Source organism: Pelomonas sp. Root1444 (assembly GCF_001426885.1).
Taxonomy (GTDB): domain Bacteria; phylum Pseudomonadota; class Gammaproteobacteria; order Burkholderiales; family Burkholderiaceae_C; genus Pelomonas.
Genome location: NZ_LMFP01000028.1, coordinates 405,281 through 419,942, shown reverse-complemented (window position 1 = coordinate 419,942; position 14,662 = coordinate 405,281). Strand labels below are relative to the sequence as shown.

General features: G+C 65.0%; 13 protein-coding genes and 2 tRNA genes. 9 read left to right on the top strand and 6 right to left on the bottom strand.

The features are described 5' to 3' along the window. Nucleotides 1-113: 113 nt before the first annotated feature. Nucleotides 114-190: transfer RNA gene (locus ASD35_RS19705), tRNA-Asp, on the top strand. A gap of 63 nt (nt 191-253) precedes the next feature. On the opposite strand, the gene ASD35_RS27400 is transcribed toward ASD35_RS19705, so the two are convergent. The 3 genes from ASD35_RS27400 to ASD35_RS19695 form a co-directional block, all read right to left on the bottom strand. Further along, nucleotides 254-481, bottom strand: a complete 228-nt coding sequence (locus ASD35_RS27400) for a hypothetical protein (RefSeq protein WP_157275668.1) — start codon at nt 479-481, stop codon at nt 254-256. Between the two features lie 202 nt (nt 482-683). Continuing rightward, a tRNA-Ser gene (locus ASD35_RS19700) sits at nt 684-774 on the bottom strand. Between the two features lie 33 nt (nt 775-807). Then, entirely contained in the window at nt 808-1,209 is a 402-nt protein-coding gene (locus tag ASD35_RS19695) for a hypothetical protein (RefSeq protein WP_056876653.1), read from the bottom strand. Between the two features lie 89 nt (nt 1,210-1,298). On the opposite strand from ASD35_RS19695, the gene ASD35_RS19690 reads away from it, so the two are divergent. Beyond that, nucleotides 1,299-2,015: an autoinducer binding domain-containing protein gene (locus tag ASD35_RS19690; RefSeq protein ID WP_056876652.1), complete on the top strand. Its 717-nt coding sequence runs from the start codon at nt 1,299-1,301 to the stop codon at nt 2,013-2,015. A 292-nt stretch (nt 2,016-2,307) separates the two neighbouring features. Here the strand turns inward: ASD35_RS19690 and ASD35_RS19685 are convergent, their stop codons facing one another. Continuing rightward, nucleotides 2,308-3,225: an SPFH domain-containing protein gene (locus ASD35_RS19685; protein ID WP_056876651.1), complete on the bottom strand. Its 918-nt coding sequence runs from the start codon at nt 3,223-3,225 to the stop codon at nt 2,308-2,310. Nucleotides 3,226-3,255: 30 nt separating this feature from the next. Further along, a complete protein-coding gene (locus ASD35_RS19680) occupies nt 3,256-3,684 on the bottom strand; it encodes an NfeD family protein (protein ID WP_056876650.1) in 429 nt (142 codons plus the stop codon). Nucleotides 3,685-3,813: 129 nt separating this feature from the next. Here ASD35_RS19680 and ASD35_RS19675 point away from each other — a divergent pair, with 129 nt between their 5' ends. Together ASD35_RS19675 and ASD35_RS19670 are read left to right on the top strand one after the other, a co-directional pair. Further along, nucleotides 3,814-6,081, top strand: a complete 2,268-nt coding sequence (locus ASD35_RS19675; protein WP_056877441.1) for an arginine/lysine/ornithine decarboxylase — start codon at nt 3,814-3,816, stop codon at nt 6,079-6,081. Nucleotides 6,082-6,259: 178 nt separating this feature from the next. Next, nucleotides 6,260-6,997, top strand: coding sequence for a PEP-CTERM sorting domain-containing protein (locus tag ASD35_RS19670; protein ID WP_082580297.1), 738 nt, complete (start codon nt 6,260-6,262; stop codon nt 6,995-6,997). A 21-nt stretch (nt 6,998-7,018) separates the two neighbouring features. Here the strand turns inward: ASD35_RS19670 and fabI are convergent, their stop codons facing one another. Beyond that, entirely contained in the window at nt 7,019-7,801 is a 783-nt protein-coding gene (gene fabI / locus ASD35_RS19665) for an enoyl-ACP reductase FabI (RefSeq protein ID WP_056876648.1), read from the bottom strand. A gap of 236 nt (nt 7,802-8,037) precedes the next feature. On the opposite strand from fabI, the gene rimP reads away from it, so the two are divergent. The 5 genes from rimP (at nt 8,038) to truB (ending at nt 14,661) form a co-directional block, all read left to right on the top strand. Then, nucleotides 8,038-8,664 (top strand): ribosome maturation factor RimP, encoded by a 627-nt coding sequence (rimP, locus tag ASD35_RS19660; protein ID WP_082580296.1) that lies wholly within the window; start codon nt 8,038-8,040, stop codon nt 8,662-8,664. Next, nucleotides 8,661-10,139: a transcription termination factor NusA gene (nusA, locus tag ASD35_RS19655; RefSeq protein ID WP_056876647.1), complete on the top strand. Its 1,479-nt coding sequence runs from the start codon at nt 8,661-8,663 to the stop codon at nt 10,137-10,139. The genes rimP and nusA overlap by 4 nt, the downstream gene beginning before the upstream one ends. A 50-nt stretch (nt 10,140-10,189) precedes the next feature. Beyond that, nucleotides 10,190-13,192, top strand: a complete 3,003-nt coding sequence (infB, locus tag ASD35_RS19650) for a translation initiation factor IF-2 (protein WP_056876646.1) — start codon at nt 10,190-10,192, stop codon at nt 13,190-13,192. 109 nt (nt 13,193-13,301) lie between these two features. Next, a complete protein-coding gene (rbfA, locus tag ASD35_RS19645; protein ID WP_056876645.1) occupies nt 13,302-13,682 on the top strand; it encodes a 30S ribosome-binding factor RbfA in 381 nt (126 codons plus the stop codon). Beyond that, entirely contained in the window at nt 13,675-14,661 is a 987-nt protein-coding gene (truB, locus tag ASD35_RS19640) for a tRNA pseudouridine(55) synthase TruB (RefSeq protein ID WP_056876644.1), read from the top strand. The genes rbfA and truB overlap by 8 nt, the downstream gene beginning before the upstream one ends. The last annotated feature ends 1 nt before the right edge of the window (nt 14,662 follow it).

Genomic DNA, 14,662 nt, shown 5'->3' with positions numbered 1-14,662 from the left:
AGAGGCCTAGGACACCACCCTTTCACGGTGATTACAGGGGTTCGAATCCCCTAGGGGACGCCAGTTTTAATGCGCTTGCGAATATCGTCGATATTCAATATCGCATGCCACGCGGAGTGGTAGTTCAGTTGGTTAGAATACCGGCCTGTCACGCCGGGGGTCGCGGGTTCGAGCCCCGTCCACTCCGCCAAAAATAACAATGCGCCGAAGCCCTTGCGGGTTTCGGCGCATTGTTATTTGGGCTTCTTGGTGATCAGGAGACGCCACGAGCCGGCGTAGGGGCGGTGCCCGCGGCATCGCTGCCACCACTCCCATGGGTGGCCTGTGACGTTGGCGCGGGCCGCGGCTCCTGCGGCGTCGTGCGGGCGGCATCGCTCGGTGCGCGCTTGCCGCTGACGACAAGCCGCGCCAGCTTGACGACTTCGCTGGCCTGTGCGGGCAGCCCTCCGGCCACCAAACCTAGCGCCAAGCAGAGGCTCATCCATCCCTTAAGCAATCGCGACATTTCCGGCTCCAGCCTTGCAAACGGCAAGGCACACGTTGCAGTGTTCGAGAAGCCATCGCATAGCACCAGCGTCAAGCGACGAATTGGGCTTTCTCAGGGATGAATTGCAGTCGGCGGATCGCCATCGATAGATGGCGGCGCAAAAAGCAAAACGGGCCCCAATGGGCCCGGTCATGCTTGGCGGAGAGGGCGGGATTCGAACCCGCGGTGGGCTGTTAACCCACACACGCTTTCCAGGCGTGCGACTTAAACCGCTCATCCACCTCTCCAGCAGCCCGCCATCATAACCCATAGCCGCAGGCTCAGGACGACAAACTCGGCGTTTGACCGCGGCCAGCACGTTGCGAGGCCAGAGCGGCTCGCCAATTGAGCTGGTGCACGATGTTGTTCAAGTGCAGCATCCGCCGTGAACGAGCGAGGGTATGGCCGTCGCCGTCGATCAGCGCCACGTTACAGAGGATGTTCATCGGATCGAACAGGGCAACGACATCAGGCTGGATCTCAGTCCACTCCCAAGCGATCTGGATGGGTTCACCCCCATCGCTCGTAGCCCAGACCTCCTGACCACAGCGCAGGCCAGAACGTGCGTTGTCCACTCGCACGCTGCTGCCGATTTGCCGCAGCTCATGGGTCACCAATTCAAACTCGTTTACAGTCTTCACGACCGTCTCGCACGCCATCAGTTGCCACGCAGCCATCTGCATTCGGTTTCTCCAGTCAATTGGATGGTTCGCAGTTTGCGTTTGTTGGCGCTGCGCTGCGCCTACCAACCCTTGTAGCGCCCGGTGCTTGGATGAATCTCCAGCGGTACGAACAAGTCAGTCAAGCCTCAGATCTCACGACATTTCGGCAGGGGCTGATCGACTTCGCGAACGATCTGGATTTCGGCCTCGTCGTCGGGGTGCTGGCCATCGAACACCGTGGACCGGGCGCGAAGCCCGAATACATCGCGGTCGGCAACACGCCCGAAGCCTTTCTGGAAACGTCCAGGGACAACAGCCTTGCCAAGCGTGATCCCGTCCATCAGCGCCTGACCCATCTCACGAAGCCGCTGATCTACGACCAGGCCTTCTACGTCGAGGCTGGGGCAGGGGAGCTGTGGGAGATGTATGCGCCGTTCGGCTACCGGACCGGTATCGCGGTCGGGGTTCAGATGCCCGGCTATCGCCGACTGCTGCTTGGGGTGGACAGGGAGGCGCCTCTGCCGACCGATTCGATCAAGCTGAATCGGATGATCGCCGACCTGCAGTTGCTCGCCGTTCATGCTCAGGATGCCGCAGCGCGACTGCTGTTGTCTAAAAACCCGGCCCAGCCTGAGGCTCGCCTCCCGCCGCGGCAGTTGGAGATCCTGAAATTGACGATGGAGGGCAAGAGCGCCTGGGTTGTCGGGAGTTTGCTGGGCATCAGCGAGAACACCGTCAACTACCACATGAAGCAGTTGTTCAAGCTGCTTGATGTCTCAACCAAGCACCAGGCGGTGCTCAAGGCGATGGAGCTCGGACTCCTCTAACGTCGCGCATCCGCGCTCCGGACTACCAGGGTTTGTAGTTCCCCATCGCGCGTCGCCACCCCAAACTGCGCGTCATCTCAACGCTGCTTTGTGGATGACGCAAATGGAAAACTTCTCCTTCTGGCAAGTTGTCGCGGAACTGCTGGGCTTCCCTGTTACGGGCAGCTGATAGTCGAAAGATCACCAGGAAAAGCGACTCCTCCATCGCTTTCGTTCGGCGCCCCCCGAACGTCTTGCACCCGCGACCGCCCTGACTCAGGGCCCTCGCGGGTTTTTTTTGGGGGTGGCCGGTTCAGGCGCGGCTGCCGCCTTTGAGCAAGGCCATCGCCGTGCCAATCAGGCCGCCGACTTCGCTCATGTTGCCCGGCACGATCATCGTGTTGTTCTTCTGTGCGAGCTGGGCATAGGCGTCGACAGCCTTTTCCGCGACCTTGAGCTGCACGGCCTGCTCACCGCCCGGCTGCTGAATCGCGGCCGCAATGCGGCCGATGGCATCTGCCGTCGCCACGGCCACGGCGCTGATGGCGGCCGCTTCGCCCTGGGCCTTGTTGATCTCTGCCTGCTTCTCGCCCTCCGATCGGGCAATCGCTGCTTCACGCTCGCCGGTCGCGATGTTGATCTGCTCCTGGCGCCGGCCTTCGGAGGCGGCGATCAGCGCACGCTTCTCGCGCTCGGCGGTGATCTGCGCCTGCATGGAATGCAGGATGGCCGGCGGCGGTGTCAGGTCCTTGATTTCGTAGCGCAGCACCTTGACGCCCCAGTTCAGCGCTGCCTCGTCGAGTGCTTCGACGACGGAGGTGTTGATGAGCGCGCGTTCCTCGAAGGTGCGGTCCAACTCCATGCGGCCGATGACCGAGCGCAGCGTAGTCTGGGCCAACTGGGTGATGGCGACGATGTAGTTGCTGGAGCCGTAGCTGGCTCGCATCGCGTCCGTGACCTGGAAGTAGAGGATGCCGTCGACCGTCAGCTGCGTGTTGTCCTTGGTGATGCACACCTGGCTGGGCACGTCGAGCGGGATCTCCTTCAGCGAATGCTTGTAGGCCAGCCGGTCGACAAAGGGCACCAGGAAGTTCAGGCCCGGTGTCAGCGTCGCGTGGTACTTGCCCAGCCGCTCGACGACCCAGGCGTTCTGCTGCGGCACGACCTTGACCGCGCGGATGATGAAAATGATGGCGACGACGAGGACAACGAGGGCGATCTCAAATCCCATGAAGGGTCTCCTGAAGGTCAGTGGATGGGGTCAACGGTCCAGCAGCAGGCAGCTGCCTTCGACGGCACGGATCACATGCCGGCCGCGCTCCGCCGGTGCGCTGCCGATGAAGCGCGCTTGCCAGGTGGCGCCGCGGTATTGCACCTGTGCGCGTCCATCGGCCGACCAGGCGTCCACCTGGACGCTCTGGCCGATGTCGAGGTTGACGTCGGGGTTGCTCGCCGCCGGTGCTGCCCTGGGTGCCATGCCACGTTGCCGATGCCATGCCGCGACGGCTGCGCCGCCGATGACGGCTGCGACCAGCATTTGCGACGTCAGCGCAAGACCGAAATGAGCCGCCAAGGCGCCCGCCGCTGCACCCACGGCCAGCATCAGCAGATAGAAGGTGCCAGTGGCCAGCTCGACTGCAATCAGCACGCCCGCCACGATCCACCAGACGGTGGCCCAGTTCCAATCCATCTTGCCTCCCGGGGATTTGTTGTCGGGGCAGTTTAGATCGCGGCAGCGGTGGTGACGACGCTGTCGAAACACGCTGCGGCCCTACACTTCGCCGCTTCGATTTTTGATGCCCGCCCGCTGGAGGCCGTGATGATCCGTTTTCACTTTCCCATCGTCATCATCGACGAGGACTACCGCTCCGAGAACACCTCGGGCCTGGGCATTCGCGCGCTGGCCGAGGCCATCCAGAAGGAGGGCATGGAGGTGCTCGGCGTGACGAGCTACGGTGACTTGTCGCAGTTCGCCCAGCAACAGAGCCGTGCCTCGGCCTTCATCCTGTCCATCGACGACGAGGAGTTCACTGCCGGTCCCGAGGTGGATCCGGTCGTGCTGAACCTGCGCAAGTTCATCGAAGAGATCCGCCTGCGCAACCCCGACATCCCGATCTACGTCTACGGCGAGACACGCACCAGCCAGCATTTGCCTAACGACGTGCTGCGTGAACTGCATGGTTTCATCCACATGTTCGAGGACACGCCGGAGTTCGTGGCCCGCCACATCATCCGCGAGGCCAAGAGCTACCTCGACGGCCTGGCACCGCCGTTTTTCAAGGCGCTGATGGACTACGCCCAGGACGGCTCCTACTCGTGGCACTGCCCGGGCCATTCGGGTGGCGTGGCTTTCCTGAAGAGCCCGGTCGGCCAGATGTTCCACCAGTTCTTCGGCGAGAACATGCTGCGCGCCGACGTGTGCAACGCCGTCGAGGAACTCGGCCAACTGCTGGACCACACCGGCCCCGTGGCCGCGAGCGAGAAGAATGCGGCACGCATCTTCAACGCGGACCACTGCTTCTTCGTCACCAACGGCACGTCCACGTCCAACAAGATGGTGTGGCACCACACCGTGGCGCCGGGCGATGTGGTCGTCATCGACCGCAACTGCCACAAGAGCAACCTGCACGCCATCATCATGTGCGGCGCGATCCCCGTCTTCATGACGCCGACGCGCAATCACTACGGCATCATCGGCCCCATCCCGGAGAGCGAATTCAGCCCCGAGGCCATCCGCGCCAAGATCGCGGCCAACCCGCTGCTCGCGCATGTGGATCCGCAGACGGTCCGGCCCGCCATCGTCACGCTGACGCAGAGCACCTATGACGGCGTGCTCTACAACACCGAGACCATCAAGAACAAGCTCGACGGCTACATCCCGACGCTGCACTTCGACGAGGCCTGGCTGCCGCACGCGGCCTTCCACGATTTCTACGGCCAGTTCCATGCGATGGGCAAGAACCGCGTGCGGCCGGTCGAGGCGATGGTCTACGCGACGCAGTCCACGCACAAGCTGCTGGCCGGCATCTCGCAGGCGTCGCAGGTGCTGGTGCAGGATTCGCAGACGGTCAAGCTCGACAAGCACCTCTTCAACGAGGCCTACCTGATGCACACGTCCACGTCGCCGCAGTACTCGATCATCGCGAGCTGCGACGTGGCGGCCGCCATGATGGAGCCCCCCGGCGGCACGGCGCTGGTCGAAGAAAGCATCCGCGAGTCGCTGGACTTCCGCCGCGCGATGCGCAAGGTCCAGGGGGACTACGGCGACGACTGGTGGTTCAAGGTCTGGGGGCCGGACTTCCTGCGTACCGAAGAAGGCAACACGCCGGTGTCTGCGGACTGGATGCTGCATGCCGATGAGGACTGGCACGGCTTCGGCGGTCTCGCCGAAGGCTTCAACATGCTGGACCCCATCAAGTCCACCATCATCACGCCCGGGCTGGACATGGGAGGGCGCTTCGCGTCGACCGGCATCCCGGCGTCCGTCGTCACCAAGTTCCTGGTCGAGCATGGCGTGGTCGTCGAGAAGACCGGCCTGTACTCGTTCTTCATCATGTTCACGATCGGCATCACCAAGGGCCGCTGGAACACGCTGCTGACGGCGCTGCAGCAGTTCAAGGACGACTACGACAAGAACGCGCCGCTGTGGCGCATCCTGCCGGAGTTCGTCGCGCAGTTCCCCAAGTACGAACGCATGGGCCTGCGCGACCTGTGCCAGGCCATACACCAAGCCTATGCCGAGGGCGACATTGCCCGCCTGACGACGGACATGTACCTGTCCAACCTGCAGCCGGCGATGACGCCGACGGACGCCTATGCGCACATCGCGCAGCGCAAGACCGAGCGCGTCGGCATCGACGACCTGGAAGGTCGCATCACCACCTCGCTGCTGACGCCTTATCCGCCGGGCATCCCGCTGCTGGTCCCGGGCGAGCGTTTCAACAAAAAGATCGTCGACTACCTGAAGTTCACGCGCAGTTTCAACGCCAAGTTCCCCGGCTTCGCGACCGACGTGCACGGCCTCGTGCATGAGGTCGAAGAGGACACGGGCCGTGGGTACTACTACGTCGACTGCGTGAAGGCCTGAAGTCGCTGCCCAGTCGAGCTGGCTGTTACAGAGTAAGCGGCGCACGCCTAGAACTAGGGTGTCGACAGGCATGACATCGAAGCGGCGCAGCACGCCCCCAAATCTGGGGTGCGCCGCCAGCCGGTTCGGAAACGCAATCTAGATCAGTGGTTTACAGGAGTTAGGGGGCGGAGTTGGCATGGACTATGCGCCATGCAGCACGTCAGCAACTGCCCTGGAGATACTGATGAAATCGACTTACAAAGTTCTGGCTGCCGCGGCCGCCCTGGCGCTGTCCGCCGCGGGCCAGGCAGTGCCGGTTGCGTTGACGCAACTGACGGGCGTCACCGGTGGCACCATCGCCGGCACGGCCGTCTACAAGGCGGACCTGTCGACCATCGGACTGGCCAGCATCCTGTCCATCGGCATTCGTGACAACAGCAGCATGCTGGGCGGCGCTGGCGGTCAGTTCTCCGGCTTCGACCTCGATGCCATCAAGCTGTCGACAACCGATTGTGCGGATGCGGCTTGCGCGGCGGCGGCGGTCGGTCTGGCGGTGTTCGACTTCACGTCGGGCACCATCTTCGCGCCGGGCACCCAGCGCCTGCCGGCCGACCCCAAGCTTTTCGGCACTGACGGGTCTGGCAGTGCTGTCGACAACAGCATTGCGAGATTGGGACTGTTCGACGGGGAGTCCACGACAGTCACCCCCGATGGCTTCCTCAGCATGGGCGACAACGGCGCGATCGACTTCAACCTGACCGCTGCCACGTCGACCGCAGGCTTGTTCCTGTACATCGGCGAGGTCGGAGACAACGGCGAGGTCGCCGCTGGTTCCATCCTCGTACGCGACACGACCTCGGTGCCGGAGCCGGCCGGCCTGGCGCTGTTCGGCTTGGCCGCCGCCGGCTTGGCCCGCCTGCGCCGCCGTTGCTGAGCCCGGGGACGGGTGGAGCCCTCAGGGCTCCATTGCCATCGCGGTGTGGCTGAATCCGCCATCCACGTAGGTGATTTCAGCGCTGATGCCGGCGGCGAGGTCGGACAGCAGGAAGGCGGCGGTGTTGCCGACGTCCTCGATCGTCACGTTGCGGCGGATCGGTGCCTGGGCTGCGAACTGGCCCAACAGCTTGCCGAAGTCCTTGATGCCCGAGGCGGCCAGCGTCTTGATCGGGCCGGCAGAGATGCCGTTGACCCGCACGCCCTTGCTGCCGAGTGCCTGCGCCAGGTAGCGCACGCTGGCTTCCAGGCTCGCCTTGGCCAGGCCCATGGTGTTGTAGTTGGGTACGACGCGGATGGCGCCGAGGTAGCTGAGTGTCAGAAGCGCGGCGCCGGGGCGCAGCCGTGGCGCCGCCAGTTTGGCCATGGCTGGGAAGCTGTAGGCCGAAATATCGTGGGCGATGCGGAAGTTCTCGCGCGTCATGCCTTCGAGAAAATTGCCGGCAATCGCCTCGCGCGGCGCAAACCCGATCGAATGAACGAAACCGTCAAACTCGGGCCAGACCTCGCCGAGTTGATTGAACAACGCTTCGAGTTGGTCGTCGCTGGTGACATCGCAGTCGTAGACCAGGCTGGAACCGAACTCCGCAGCGAACTCGCTGATGCGCTCCTTGAAGCGTTCGCCTTGGTAGCTGAAAGCCAGTTCGGCGCCTTCGCGGTGGCAGGCCTTGGCAATGCCGTAGGCGATCGAGCGGTTGGACAGCACGCCCGTGATCAGCAGTCGCTTGCCGGCGAGAAAGCCCATTCTTGTCTCCTGTGAGGTCTCAAACAGCCTCAGATTCTGGCACGCGCGGCAGCCGGCGACTTGCCGGCATGGGACTTGCACAGTACAATCCGCGCTTCACCAGAAACGAGGCTAGCCCTCGCGGGCCCCGGACGATATCCCCCGGAGCTGGCTTTGGTGAACGAGTTGGGCGGATTCATCCAGCCCATTTTTTTTGCTTTTTCGATTTTCCTTAGCCCCGAAATCCCCTTCCCTGCATGAGTTGGCAAACCACTGTGGAAACGACCGTGACCGGCCTGGGTTACGAACTCGTGGACTGCGAGCGCAGTGCCAGTGGTGGGACGCTGCGCGTGACGATCGACAAGCTGGAAGCGCAAGCGGATGCCGGCGAGTTGATCAATGTGGATGACTGCGAGAAGGTCACCCGCCAGCTGCAGTATGTGCTGGAGGTCGAGGGTTTGGAATATTCCCGGCTTGAGGTGTCTTCGCCGGGACTGGATCGGCCCTTGAAGAAGGCCGCGCATTACGCGCGCTTCGCCGGCCAGGAGATTGACATCACGCTGAAGCTGCCCTTCCAGGGGCGCAAGAAATACCGCGGCGTCGTCAGCGCGCAGCCGCAAGCCGAGAACGACCAGGCCTGGCGCCTGGTGCTTGACGATGGTGAGCACGAGCAGGCGCTGGACTTCACGCTGGACGAGGTGCGCGAGGCGCGCCTGGTGCCGGTGATCAGCTTCAAGGGGCGCGGCGGCGAGCCGGCGCCGGACCGCAAGCCAGGCCAGCGTGGCGTCATCAAGCCGAAAAAAGCAGCAGCTAAGAAACATGCGGGCGAGCCCACCCAGGCGGCGCCCGGCCAAGACAAGGTTGATGGAGGTCTCAAGCAATGAACCGCGAAATGTTGATGCTGGTGGATGCGATCTCGCGCGAAAAGAGCGTGGAACGCGATGTCGTGTTCGGTGCGGTCGAAGCCGCGCTGGCCTCGGCCACCAAGAAGATTTACGGCGCCGAGGCCGACATCCGCGTCAGCGTCGATCGCGACTCCGGCGAGTACGAGACCTTCCGTCGCTGGCATGTCGTGCCGAACGAGGCCGGCCTGCAGAACGCCGACGCCGAGATCCTGCTGTTCGAAGCCCAGGAGCAGATCGCCGACATCGAGGTCGATGACCATATCGAGGAGCCGGTCGAGTCCGTGCCCATCGGCCGCATCGGCGCGCAGGCCGCCAAGCAGGTCATCCTGCAAAAGATCCGCGACGCCGAGCGCGAGCAGTTGCTGAACGACTTCATGTCACGCGGCGAGAAGATCTTCGTCGGCACGGTCAAGCGCCTGGACAAGGGCGACATCATTGTCGAGAGCGGCCGCGTCGAAGGCCGCCTGAAGCGCAGCGAGATGATCTCGAAAGAGAACCTGCGCACCGGTGACCGCGTGCGCGCCGTCATCCTTGGCGTGGACCCGACCCAGCGTGGCCCGCAGATCATGCTGTCGCGTTCCAGCCCGGAGTTCATGAAGGAACTCTTCGCGCAGGAAGTGCCCGAGATCGAGCAAGGCCTGCTGGAGATCAAGAGCTGCGCCCGTGACAGCGGCTCGCGCGCCAAGATCGCCGTCGTCAGCCATGACCGCCGTGTCGACCCGATCGGCACCTGCGTGGGTGTGCGCGGTTCGCGCGTCAACGGCGTGACGACCGAGCTGGCCGGCGAGCGCGTCGACATCGTGCTGTGGAGCGAAGACCCGGCCCAGTTCGTCATCGGCGCGCTGGCACCGGCCAACGTGCAGTCGATCGTGGTGGACGAAGAGCGCCATGCAATGGATGTCGTCGTCGACGAGGAAAACCTCGCCATCGCCATCGGCCGCGGCGGCCAGAACGTGCGCCTGGCGTCCGAGCTGACCGGCTGGCGCATCAACATCATGTCGGCCGAAGAATCGGCCGCCAAGCACGAGCAGGAAGCCGAGAGCGTTCGCAAGCTCTTCGTCGAGAAGCTCGACGTGGATGCGGAAGTCGCCGACATCCTCATCGCCGAAGGCTTCACCAGCCTGGAGGAAGTCGCCTACGTGCCGATGCAGGAAATGCTCGAGATCGAGGCGTTCGACGAGGACACCGTCAACGAGCTGCGCACCCGTGCCAAGGACGCGCTGCTGACGATGGAAATCGCCCGCGAAGAGAAGGTCGAGGAGGTGTCGCAAGACCTTCGTGACCTGGAAGGCATCACGCCCGAGCTGCTGAGCAAGCTGGCCGAGGGCGGCATCAACACCCGCGACGACCTGGCCGACCTGGCTGTGGACGAATTGGTCGATTTGGCCGGACTGGGCGAGGACAGCGCACGTGCGCTGATCATGAAGGCCCGTGAACACTGGTTCAACGATTGATCGATTTCCACACGCCGCGCCGCACTGAAAGCAATTTGAAGGATCCCCACATGGCCGTGACTACCGTCGCCCAATTCGCCGCCGAGCTGAGCAAGCCGGCGGGCACGCTGCTGGAGCAGCTGCAAGCCGCGGGCGTCAAGAAGTCTTCCGTCGACGACTCGCTTTCCGAGTCCGACAAGGAACGCCTGCTCGACCACCTGCGCTCTTCGCACGGCACTGCCGGCACCGAGCGCAAGAAGATCACGCTCGTCAAGAAGTCGACCACGGAGATCAAGCAAGCCGATGCCAGTGGCAAGGCCCGCACGATCCAGGTCCAGGTCAAGAAGACGCGCACCTTCGTCAAGCGTGACGACGCCACGGACGAGTCCGGCAGCGGCCAGGACGAAGCCGACCTGATCCGCCGCGAGGAAGAAGCGCAGGCCCAGGCCGCCGCACTGCGTCAGCAGGAAGAGGAACTGGCCGTCAAGGTCAAGGCCCGTGAAGACGCCGAGCGCGCCGCCCGCGAGGCTGCCGAGGCGCGCCGTGCCGAGGAGCAGGCCGCCGCTGAAGCCGCCGCCGCTGCACAAGCCGCTGCCGCCGCGGCCGCTCAGGCCGCCGCTGAAGCGGCCAAGCCGGCGCAGGTCGCTGAAGCGCGCCAGCGCAGCTCCGCCGCCGCCTCCGCGGAAGCTGCCGCGATCAACAAGGCCGCCGCCTCCCGGCGCGCCAAGTCCGCACCGGTCGAGGCGCCCGCGCCTGAGCCCGTTGCCGCTGCGCCGGTTGAGGCGCCCGCGCCGGTCATCGCTGCCGCGCCGGTCGAGCCGCCCAAGCCCGCGCTGCGCGTGGTCAAGGCCGTCGATGCCGCTGCCGAAGAGAAGCAGAAGCAGGACGACCTCGTCCGCCGCCGCAAGGCCGCCGAGGCCGAGGCCGCCGCCATCCGCGCGATGATGAACGCGCCCAAGAAGGTGATGGTCGCGGCCAAGAAGGAAGAGCCCAAGCCGGCCGAACCGGCAGCGGGCATCAAGGGCACCATCCACAAGAAGGTCGGCGCGCCTGGCGCACCGGCTGCGCCGGGCAGCACGACCGCCAAGCCGGGCGACAAGAAGTCGGTCAAGTCCGAGAAGCTGTCGTCCAGTTGGGCCGATGACGCCGCCAAGAAGCGTGGCCTCAAGACCATCGGTGCCGGCACGGCTGGTGCACCCGGTCGCGGCGCGGGCGCCAACTGGCGCGCACCGGCTCGCGGCGGTGCCGGTGGCCGTCGCGGCGGCGACCGCGGTGGCAATGGACAGTCCAACTTCCAGGCGCCGGTCGAGATGCAGGCGCAAGAGGTCCACGTCCCCGAGACCATCTCGGTGGCCGACCTCGCGCACAAGATGTCGGTCAAGGCTGCCGAGGTCATCAAGCATCTGATGAAGCTGGGCCAGATGGTCACCATCAACCAGCAGCTGGACCAGGAAACGGCCATGATCGTGGTCGAGGAAATGGGCCACAAGGCGTTCGCCGCCAAGCTGGACGACCCTGACGCCTTCCTGGAAGAAGAGGGCACCGCCGAGCAGCAGCACGAGTCGCTGCCGCGTGCGCCGGTCGTCACCGTCATGGGCCACGTCGACCACGGCAAGACCTCTCTGCTGGACTACATCCGCCGCAGCCGCGTCGCGGCCGGCGAAGCAGGCGGCATCACGCAGCACATCGGCGCTTATCACGTCGAGACGCCGCGCGGCATGATCACCTTCCTGGACACCCCGGGTCACGCAGCGTTCACGCAGATGCGGGCTCGCGGCGCCAAGGCGACGGACATCGTCATCCTGGTCTGCGCCGCCGATGACGGCGTCATGCCGCAGACCAAGGAAGCCATCCACCACGCGAAGGCTGCAGGCGTGCCCATCGTGGTCGCGATGACCAAGATCGACAAGCCCGATGCCAACGCCGAGCGCGTGAAGAGCGAGCTGGTGGCCGAGCAGGTCGTGCCGGAAGAATTCGGCGGCGATGCGCCGTTCATCGGCGTCTCGTCCAAGACCGGCCAGGGCATCGACGAGCTGCTGGAGCAGGTGCTGCTGCAGGCCGAAGTGCTGGAGCTGAAGGCGCCGGTCGAGTCCATGGCCAAGGGCCTGGTCATCGAAGCCAAGCTGGACAAGGGCCGCGGCCCGGTGGCGACGGTGCTGGTGCAGAGCGGCACGCTCAAGCGCGGCGACGTCGTGCTGGCGGGTTCCACCTTCGGCCGCGTGCGCGCCATGCTCGACGAGGACGGCAAGCCGACCACCGAGGCTGGCCCGTCCATCCCGGTCGAGATCCAGGGCCTGACCGAAGTGCCGCAGGCCGGCGACGAGTTCATGGTGCTGTCCGACGAGCGCCGTGCGCGTGAAGTCGCCACCTTCCGTTCGGGCAAGTACCGCGACGTGAAGCTGGCCAAGCAGCAGGCCGCCAAGCTGGAGAACATGTTCAGCGAAATGGGTGCCGGCGACGTGCAGACGCTGCCGCTCATCATCAAGTCCGACGTGCAGGGTTCGCAGGAGGCGCTGGCCGCCTCGCTGCTCAAGCTCAGCAACGCCGAGGTCAAGGTCCAGATCGTCCATGCGGCGGTCGGTGGCATCAGCGAAAGCGACGTCAACCTCGCCATCGCGTCCAAGGCGGTCATCATCGGCTTCAACGTGCGCGCCGACGCCGGTGCGCGCAAGCTGGCCGAAGGTAACGCCGTCGATCTGCGTTACTACAGCATCATTTACGACGCTGTGGATGACGTGACCAAGGCGATGTCCGGCATGCTGGCGCCTGAGCAGCGCGAGGAAGCACTGGGCACGGCCGAGATCCGTGTCGTGTTCGTCGCCTCCAAGATCGGCACGGTGGCCGGCTCCATGGTCACCAGCGGCCTGGTCCGCCGTGGTGCGCGCTTCCGCTTGCTGCGTGACAACACCGTCATCTACACGGGTGAGGTGGACTCGGTGCGTCGCGAGAAGGATGACGTGCGCGAAGTCAAGGAAGGCTTCGAGTGCGGTATCAAGCTCAAGAACTACAGCGACATCAAGGAAGGTGATCAGCTCGAATTCTTCGAAATCAAGGAAGTGGCCCGCACGCTCTGACAGCCTGCTCCTCGGGTTTACCCCGCAGACCCCGCCCAAAAGGGGCGGGGTTTGTCCTTTGTTGGCTGTCCGCGCGTGAACCGCGCAAACAGCCCGATCGGAAACCGCCATGAGACACAAACGCGCCATCCCCAATCGCAGCTTTCGCGTCGCCGACCAGATCCAGCGTGATCTGTCGGAGCTGATCCGCGAGCTGAAGGATCCGCGCATCGGCATGGCGACGATCAATGCGATCGAGGTCACGCCGGACTACGCGCACGCCAAGGTGTTCTTCTCGGTGCTGATCGGCGACCCCGCCGAGACGCAGGAAGCGCTGAACGAGGCCGCAGGTTTCCTGCGCAACGGCCTGTTCAAGCGCCTGCAGATCCACACCGTGCCGACGCTGCACTTCCGGTTCGACCGCACCATCGAGCGCGCGGCGGAACTGAGTGCGCTGATCAACAAGGCCAACGCGACGCGCGCGCTGGAAGACGAGGAACCGAATGACTGAGGCCGTCATCGCGGCGGCCCAGCCGTCTCGCGCCCAGGACGACAAGCGCTCGCTTCGCGTGCGGGTGCAGCGCCGCGCGCTGCACGGCGTGTTGTTGCTCGACAAGCCGCTGGGCTTGTCGAGCAACGACGCGCTGCAAAAGGCCAAGTGGCTGCTGCGCGCCGAGAAGGCCGGTCACACCGGCACGCTGGACCCGCTGGCCACCGGCCTGCTGCCGCTGTGCTTCGGTGCGGCCACCAAGTTCAGCCAGCTCAGCCTGGACGCCGACAAGCGCTACCTCGCGACGCTGGCCCTGGGCGTCCGCACGACCACCGGCGACGCCGAGGGCGATGTGCTGGAACGGCACGACGCCGGCCACATCACGCCCGAGCAGATCGCCGCCGCCTGCGCCGCCTTCGCCGGCGAGATCGACCAGATGCCGCCGATGTACTCGGCGCTCAAGCATGAAGGCAAGGCGCTGTACGAGTACGCACGTGCCGGCATCGAGATCGAGCGCAAGAGCCGCCGCGTGACGATTCATGCCATCGACATCGTCAGCATGCAGGCTGGCACCGTGACGCTCGACGTCCGCTGCACCAAAGGCACCTACATCCGCACGCTGGCCGAAGACATCGGCGCGAAGCTGGGTGTCGGCGCCTCGCTGGCGGCGCTGCGCCGCACCGGCTCCGGCAGCCTGACGCTGGAAGGCAGCATCACGCTGGCGGCGCTCGAAGCGATGCCGGAAGCGCAGCGCGCCGCGTTGCTCACCTCACCCGATCGCCTGCTGGCCGAGGCGCCCGAGCTGCGCCTGCCCGCACAAGAGGCCGCCCGTTTCCTGTCCGGGCTGCGCCGCCGTGTCGACGCGCCCGACGCCGGGCGGGTGCGCGTCTACGGCCCCGAGCCACGCGCCTTCCTCGGCAGTGCCCACATCACCTCTGGCGAATTGATCGCCGACCGCCTGTTGACCCCGCCGGAGGTCCAGGCTCTGCTCTCCGCCTGAA

Coding starts and splice junctions, on each gene's coding strand:
- ASD35_RS27400 (WP_157275668.1), bottom strand. CDS start 481: ATGAGCCTCTGCTTGGCGCTAGGTTTGGTGGCCGGAGGGCTGCCCGCA.
- ASD35_RS19695 (WP_056876653.1), bottom strand. CDS start 1,209: ATGCAGATGGCTGCGTGGCAACTGATGGCGTGCGAGACGGTCGTGAAG.
- ASD35_RS19690 (WP_056876652.1), top strand. CDS start 1,299: ATGAATCTCCAGCGGTACGAACAAGTCAGTCAAGCCTCAGATCTCACG.
- ASD35_RS19685 (WP_056876651.1), bottom strand. CDS start 3,225: ATGGGATTTGAGATCGCCCTCGTTGTCCTCGTCGTCGCCATCATTTTC.
- ASD35_RS19680 (WP_056876650.1), bottom strand. CDS start 3,684: ATGGATTGGAACTGGGCCACCGTCTGGTGGATCGTGGCGGGCGTGCTG.
- ASD35_RS19675 (WP_056877441.1), top strand. CDS start 3,814: ATGATCCGTTTTCACTTTCCCATCGTCATCATCGACGAGGACTACCGC.
- ASD35_RS19670 (WP_082580297.1), top strand. CDS start 6,260: ATGGACTATGCGCCATGCAGCACGTCAGCAACTGCCCTGGAGATACTG.
- fabI (WP_056876648.1), bottom strand. CDS start 7,801: ATGGGCTTTCTCGCCGGCAAGCGACTGCTGATCACGGGCGTGCTGTCC.
- rimP (WP_082580296.1), top strand. CDS start 8,038: ATGAGTTGGCAAACCACTGTGGAAACGACCGTGACCGGCCTGGGTTAC.
- nusA (WP_056876647.1), top strand. CDS start 8,661: ATGAACCGCGAAATGTTGATGCTGGTGGATGCGATCTCGCGCGAAAAG.
- infB (WP_056876646.1), top strand. CDS start 10,190: ATGGCCGTGACTACCGTCGCCCAATTCGCCGCCGAGCTGAGCAAGCCG.
- rbfA (WP_056876645.1), top strand. CDS start 13,302: ATGAGACACAAACGCGCCATCCCCAATCGCAGCTTTCGCGTCGCCGAC.
- truB (WP_056876644.1), top strand. CDS start 13,675: ATGACTGAGGCCGTCATCGCGGCGGCCCAGCCGTCTCGCGCCCAGGAC.